8 protein-coding genes are annotated in these 6,454 nt (G+C 46.3%); all 8 read right to left on the bottom strand.

Features of this window, described 5'->3' with window-relative positions; translation table 11 throughout:
* Positions 1-794, bottom strand: a 794-nt coding sequence (locus ABDK92_10875; protein MEN3187106.1) for a hypothetical protein, incomplete at its 3' end; no start/stop codon positions are given.
* Between the two features lie 13 nt (positions 795-807).
* Complete coding sequence (locus tag ABDK92_10870) at positions 808-1,293, bottom strand: zf-HC2 domain-containing protein (GenBank protein MEN3187105.1); 486 nt, start codon at positions 1,291-1,293, stop codon at positions 808-810.
* The gene (locus tag ABDK92_10865; protein ID MEN3187104.1) at positions 1,262-1,861 is read right to left on the bottom strand and encodes a sigma-70 family RNA polymerase sigma factor; all 600 of its coding nucleotides are present in this window, start codon (positions 1,859-1,861) and stop codon (positions 1,262-1,264) included. The genes ABDK92_10870 and ABDK92_10865 overlap by 32 nt, the downstream gene beginning before the upstream one ends.
* A 54-nt stretch (positions 1,862-1,915) precedes the next feature.
* On the bottom strand, positions 1,916-2,710 hold the full coding sequence (locus ABDK92_10860; protein MEN3187103.1) for a stage 0 sporulation family protein: 795 nt from the start codon (positions 2,708-2,710) through the stop codon (positions 1,916-1,918).
* The gene (gene holB, locus ABDK92_10855; GenBank protein ID MEN3187102.1) at positions 2,676-3,692 is read right to left on the bottom strand and encodes a DNA polymerase III subunit delta'; all 1,017 of its coding nucleotides are present in this window, start codon (positions 3,690-3,692) and stop codon (positions 2,676-2,678) included. The genes ABDK92_10860 and holB overlap by 35 nt, the downstream gene beginning before the upstream one ends.
* Positions 3,693-3,701: 9 nt before the next feature.
* Positions 3,702-4,040: a cyclic-di-AMP receptor gene (locus tag ABDK92_10850; GenBank protein MEN3187101.1), complete on the bottom strand. Its 339-nt coding sequence runs from the start codon at positions 4,038-4,040 to the stop codon at positions 3,702-3,704.
* A complete protein-coding gene (tmk, locus tag ABDK92_10845; GenBank protein ID MEN3187100.1) occupies positions 4,037-4,702 on the bottom strand; it encodes a dTMP kinase in 666 nt (221 codons plus the stop codon). The genes ABDK92_10850 and tmk overlap by 4 nt, the downstream gene beginning before the upstream one ends.
* Entirely contained in the window at positions 4,695-6,269 is a 1,575-nt protein-coding gene (locus tag ABDK92_10840; GenBank protein ID MEN3187099.1) for a R3H domain-containing nucleic acid-binding protein, read from the bottom strand. The genes tmk and ABDK92_10840 overlap by 8 nt, the downstream gene beginning before the upstream one ends.
* Positions 6,270-6,454: the final 185 nt, after the last annotated feature.

Raw genomic sequence — 6,454 nt, 5'->3', positions numbered from 1 at the left:
ATCCGGGGATCCACACTCTGAGAAATCGTGAAATATTGCAAACCATCACTATAGACGAGGTGATAGAATGCCTTGCCGCCACTCTTAGCAATATAGGTTCTCTTCAATTGAAATCCCGGCGGCACCAGACGGGGAAGGAAAATCTTCTTTCGCTCGGTCACCGAGAGTTCTTCACTGGCCTTCTCCAGGGAACATTTTTCCATAAGTTCAAGATACCGAGCAAGACGGCGGTAATCAGGAGAAAAATCAAGGTACACAAAACGACCCTCTTCCTGGGCTTTACCTCCAGAAACATACCCTACATGGGAAGCGAGAAAACCATCCCCATCCAAAACCAAGGAACGAACAATCTCTCCAGTATAGCGTGAAAAGAGAGAGAGCCGATTATCCTGAAAATAAATCAGATAATTCTGGAGAAGGAGTTCCAAATCATCTTTTTCGAAAGGAAGAAACGGCAAACTATAAAAGGGGTGAACACTCTGCACTTTTCCAGAAATGAGGTCAAAAAGGTAGCGATAGTTGCCCACTTTTACCCAGAAGAGATCTTCCGTACCCAGTTCTTTCCATCCAAAACCGATACCTTTCAAGAAAAGAACCTCGTAAAACCGACGTTCCCTTGGAGAACGGTCTACGACCTCCCATACCCCCCAGTAGTTCTGATGAGTCATTTTTTCCACCATTCGCCGCAAAAGCGGGATGGCCTCATCGGGACTAAGAATCTTGGCGAAGCTCAACCGAGTACCGATGTTCCAGCACAGGAATACAAGAAGCACCAACCCCAACGTCCTTTTCACCCTTAATCCCTTCTTATCTTTCAAGAGTGACTTCAACAACGTGGATATGATGCGTCCGCAGTCCAGAATCGGTCCCCTTCCTCAATTGGGGATCGAAATCAGCGAAAGTTGATACTGGAACAATTTCTTGCTGCAAAATTACTCCTTCCTGCAATTCCCGCCAGTATATGAAGGCAAGCCAAGACACAAAAGTCACAGCTGAAATAAGGAAAACAAGGGCGAATTTTTGAATATATATCCTCTTTTTGTTGACCCGAAAATCTGGTATAGTTGTTCTTGACAAGCTGGATTCTAAGGACCGATCCATGGCCCGGACCAATTTTTTAATGGCCAATAATTTCTGCATTTCACGCTGGCAGGAGGAACACTGTAAAAGATGCGCCTCGAAGGCTCGCTTTTCCTCCGGTAAAACTTCCCCATCGATATAGAGAGAAAGTTTCTTTTTGACCTCCGCACAGTCCACACTGCTATTTCCATAAAGAGAGAATTTCTTCACCATACATTTCCTCCAACATGGCCTTGATTTGCTTTCGAGCTCGGTGAAGACGAGAACGAACCGTTCCAATGGGACAACCAAGAATTTCGCTAGCTTCTTCATAGGAGTGGTCCATCACGTCACAGAGAACCACCACTTCCTTCATCTTTAAAGGCAATTTATCAATGGCGGCACGAAGGTCCCAAAGTACCTGTTTTTTGAGTACTGCTTGTTCTGGACCATCCCCTTCCCACTCCAGAATATCCCACGCTCTTTCCTCTTCATCCTCATCCAAAGTCTTCCACGGCAGTACCAAACGAACAATGCGTTCTTTCTTGCATTGTTTCCGATACACGTTGAGCAGAATCGCATATACCCAGTTTTCAAAGGAACGGGAGGGGTCATAACTATGACGGTACTGAAAAGCCCGCAAAAGGGCTTCCTGAACCAGGTCCTCGGATTTCTCCATATTTCCGGTAAGATGCAGGGCGAACCGAAAGAGGTTCCGTTCGGATTCCCTAATTTTTTGCTCAAACCAAAGCTTTTCCCTTTCTACCGATATTCCTAAGGTTTCCACCTCGTTACGTATCACCTGACCTCACCTTCCATAGAAATGTATCTCCGCCCCGTACGAAAGTTCCTCACCTCAGAGAAAATATCGATCATATTCTTCCTCGTTAATTTCAATTTCCCGTCCATCTTCTAAACGTAAACTAATGCTATCTTTAAAAACATTAACCTCAATGACCTTTGCCAAGCCAAAGGGGGTTAAAATCTTGCTTTCCTTTCGGGGGAGTTTATAGAGTAACTTTTGATAGAGATGATATTCAAACGATAGACAACACATGAGCCGACCGCACATTCCGGAAATCTTTGCCGAATTGAGGACCAAGTTTTGTTCTTTAGCCATTTTGATGGAAATGGGATCGAAATCAAAGAGAAAAGTGCTACAGCAGAGTTCCCGCCCACACATCCCGCAACCGCCAAACATCCGGGCTTCATCCCGAACTCCAATTTGACGCATTTCAATCCGAGTGCGGAAAATACTGGCCAGGTCCTTTACTAATTGCCGAAAATCAATGCGTTCTTCAGAAACAAAGTAAAAAATGAGTTTACCCCGATCAAGTGTATAGTGAGCTTTCAAAAGCTTCATGGGTAATTCCTTCTCGGTAACCATGGATCGAGCCAAAAGAAAAGCATCTTTCTCCCTCTCTTTATTGATTTGCCACTGCACAAGGTCGCTTTCTTCCGCTTTACGAATCACGGGTTTGAACGTTTCACCGGTTTCCACCGAAAACGGTTTTCGAACCACTTCCCCCAGTTCTAACCCCAGTACCGTTTCCACGACGCACTTCTCACCCATCTGAAGTGGTAAACCGCGGGTGTCAAAATAGTACGTCTTGGGGTTATCTTCGAATCGTATTCCTACTCCCCATCGCATTATGCATCTCACCTCGTATTTTTCCCAAAAAATCAATAATGGCAACGTCCGGCTGCACATGGAAAGCAAGGTCTTCCAAGAGATCTTCTAGAAGCTGTATCACCTTTGTCACCAAGGTCACTTCCAGAGTTTTTGCATCCTCCAGAACTTCATTCATCCACACTCGCTGAAAGAAAAGTTCCTCGTTTCGAGTACCATTGGATATCGCCACAAGTACATCTCGCAAATACCACTCGAAAAGAGAAAAGAAACGGATTATCCCGTTTCCGTCCATGGTGCGAAACCACGATCCTAAAGAAACGATACTCGCACCACCTTTGAAGTGCTCCCAGAAACGCAAAACATCTTGAAACCAATTTTCTTTACCCTGGAGCATTTCCAGAGCCCGACCGATACTTCCTGCAGCCAGAGAGGCAATTCTTTTGGCTTCCCCTTCTGACACACTTTTCCTTTCCACTAGATATTTTTTGACCTCTTTTTCTGAAAGAGAAGAAAACTCGACACACTGTACCCGAGAGATAATGGTTGGTAAAAGAGCATCGAAAACCGAAGTGGTCAGAAGGAGCACACTTCCAGGAGGAGGTTCTTCAATCGTTTTTAGAAGACAATTACCGGCTTCCTCCGTAAGATGCTCAATATCCGTGACAACTCCCACTCGAAACGGGGATAAAATGCTCTTGAAACTCAAAAGCTTCACGAATTCTCGAACCTGGTCGATTTTGATTGAATCTGGAGAAGAAAGGATAACCAGGTCCGGATGGGACCGAGTGTCAAAAAGCGCACAGCTTCGACAACGTTCACAACCCTCCTCATTTTGGGGGGTAAGACAGAGCAGAGCTTTAGCCAACTCCAGGGCAAAGGTTTCCTTTCCTATCTGAGAAGGACCAAAAAAAAGGTAAGCATGCGCAATCTTTCGGGTACGCAAAATCCTTCTAAAGAAATCCTTTTGCCATTCATGCCCATAGATGTGAGACCAGCTCATAATAATACGCTAAAACCTCTCATAATAAAGAATGGGGACCTCGAAGAGCACTCCCCCTCCCCTGGCCACCTTCACCCGCTGGGGGACAAAAGGTCCCAGTGGTTCGTTAACCGGGATGGTCGATTCCACCATTTCTTCGCGACGACCACAGGTGTCCTTAATCAACTGTAAAAGTTCCTCGCGCTTTGTTTCCTCAACTCCAATTAAAAAGGTGGTGTTTCCCTCCCGTAAGAACCCACCGGTCGAAGCCAGTTTGGTGAAAGCGAAGCTTTTTTCCCTCAATAACTCCATCAATTTGTTCGAATCCTGGTCCTTCACCACACAGATGAAAAGTATGGTGGGGGTCACGCCTTCACCCTCCTTTCCTGGAATCTCCTCCAGAACTCATTTTTAATATACTCGAACACATCCTCCTTAGGTAACCAGGTGGTGGAAATAACACAAAATCGCTCCGGATTGTCTGCCGCAATCGCCAAATATCCCTTGCGAATTTCCTCCAAGAGCTCTTCATGCTGAAGAAATTCTTCTTCAAAACGCAGTTCTTCTTTGCAGGTCTTAGAAATAGAACGCTTTATACCTGCTTCCGGTTCCACATCCAGAAGAAACGGCAGCTCTGGAAGTACCTTTCCCACCACCACTTCATTCAGGAAGGTCAGGAAAGAAAGAGGAATCTTCCTTCCGTATCCTTGATATGCCAGAGTTGAATCCACATATCGAACACAAATGACCACCCTCCCCGCCTGCAAAGCCGGTACAATGACCTTTCTCACATGTTCACACCGAGAAGCAGCAAAAAGGAGTACCTCGGTCACTCCATCAATGTTTTCCGTAGCAGGGTTGAGCAAAATCTCTCTCAATTTTTCCCCTAAAGCAGTGCCTCCGGGCTCCCTGGTCAAAATACAGTGAATGCCCTGCTCGGTGAGGAAACGCCAAAGACGATTGGCATGAGAGGTCTTTCCGCTTCCCTCTATGCCCTCAAAAGTAACAAAGAAACCAGGCCAATCATTCATGTTTCTCTCTAGAACTCTGGGGATAGATAATGACCCGCCGAAATGGTTCCTCCCCAATACTTTGAGAGAAGAGGTTATAACGCTCGGCAATTTTATGCTGTAAACGTCGCACAAAAGCGTTCCGCGGAGCAAGTTCCATCGGTTCGCCAACCTTCAGAACATGGCGTGCAGCCCGTTCGGCTTCAATTAACCCAGAATCAGCAGGAGAACCAAGTGATGCTTCTGAGTACCCAAACAAATCCTGAACAAATTTGAGAACCTGGTTATAGGTATTACTCCGCACCACATGCACCGGCACTCCCCGATTTTCAGCCTCTTTGAGTTTACCACCGCGTTTTCGGTATCGACTTTTTAAGGTCAACACCATATCTGCTTTACTCAGATCTTCGGCCACTTCAAGGGGAACCTGCAACTGAGCAATGGCTCTTTGCATGTAGTTTTTACTGACGGCAAAGAGGTATACGCGCAACAGGCGACCTTCCGAAATTTCAGGAAACACACTCTTTTCGGCAACCTTCTCCTTGGGTATCTCTGATTCACCTTCGGCAACCATCCCCTCTTTGACTACCTGAATGCCTCCCTCCTTGGTCTTTTTGCGAAGCTCAATCTGAGGTGGATAGCCCCGCAGAAGGAGATCCACGGCCTGAGCGGTATTATGGTAAATCCCCAGCGTGTCGCGATCTCGAAGTTCGACAACGATATCAAAGGTGGGAATGGCTTTTCTTTCCAGTATGGCTTTCTGCGTACCCCTTCTTCGAGCTTCTTCGTCGCTCAAAATCACCGATTGAATGCCTCCCACCAGGTCACTTAAAGTTGGGTTCAAAAGAAGGTTTTCCAAAGTATTCCCATGAGCCGTAGCAATCAGCTGAACCCCCCGCTCAGCAATGGTACGACAGGCCCTCGCCTCTTCCTCTCTACCAATTTCATCCACAATGATCACCTCAGGCATATGATTCTCCACTGCTTCAATCATCACATCGTGTTGCCTGTTTGGCGAAGAAACCTGCATGCGTCGAGCTCTTCCAATGGCTGGATGAGGAATATCACCATCCCCAGCAATCTCGTTTGAAGTATCAACTACGATAACTCGCTTACTGAATTCATCACTCAACACCCGGGCGATTTCTCTAAGCTTGGTTGTCTTTCCTACCCCCGGAGGACCAAGAAGAAGAATGTTCTTTCCCGAAGTCACCACATCGCGAATGATGTCAATCGTTCCGTAAACCGCCCTCCCCACCCGAAGCGTTAAACCGACCACTTCTCCCAGCCGATTTCGAATACAGGAGATTCGGTGCAAGGTTCGTTCAATGCCCGCTCGGTTATCCCCAGTAAAAGTTCCTACCCTCTGTACCACATATTCCAAATCCTCCCTCTCCACCACCCGGTCCGAAAGAACCACGAAACTCTTGCTGAAGCGAGCCTCAGGAGGACGACCTAAGTCCATAATCACCTCGGTCAAATCTTCACTGTTTTCCTGCTCCTCGAGAGACTTCCGCACATAGCTCGGTAGCACCTCAAAGAGCTTCTCTAAATTATCGACCACGCCACCCTGAATAATATCACTCATGGATCGCCTATAATCCTCCCTCAAAAGTCAACACACACTGTTCCAACATCAAGAAAAACGGTTCTGTCACGAATTTATTCTCCCGTTTTACCATGATCCCTATTAAAAAGAAATAACCTGTGATAAATTTAAGAAAAGGATAACAAAGAGCGTCACAGGATGCAAGAAAACTGGAGTTTGACCCA

It is taken from the genome of Atribacterota bacterium, from assembly GCA_039638595.1.
Taxonomy (GTDB): domain Bacteria; phylum Atribacterota; class Atribacteria; order Atribacterales; family Caldatribacteriaceae; genus Profundicultor; species Profundicultor thermophilus.
This window is presented reverse-complemented; position numbering and strand designations above follow the sequence as displayed.